Origin of the sequence: Pseudescherichia sp. AS216, assembly GCF_037152055.1 — a bacterium.
GTDB lineage: Bacteria > Pseudomonadota > Gammaproteobacteria > Enterobacterales > Enterobacteriaceae > Pseudescherichia.
In genome coordinates, this window is sequence record NZ_JBBCMV010000040.1 from 1 (window position 1) to 244 (window position 244).

The window sequence follows — 244 nt, forward strand, 5'->3', positions numbered from 1 at the left end:
GTACGGCCGCAAGGTTAAAACTCAAATGAATTGACGGGGGCCCGCACAAGCGGTGGAGCATGTGGTTTAATTCGATGCAACGCGAAGAACCTTACCTACTCTTGACATCCACGGAACTTGCCAGAGATGGCCTGGTGCCTTCGGGAACCGTGAGACAGGTGCTGCATGGCTGTCGTCAGCTCGTGTTGTGAAATGTTGGGTTAAGTCCCGCAACGAGCGCAACCCTTATCCTTTGTTGCCAGCG

Annotated in this window: 1 rRNA gene; it reads left to right on the plus strand. The window is 54.1% G+C overall.

From position 1 onward, the window contains the following. Nucleotides 1-244, plus strand: a 16S ribosomal RNA gene (locus WFN61_RS20825); the annotation flags it as partial.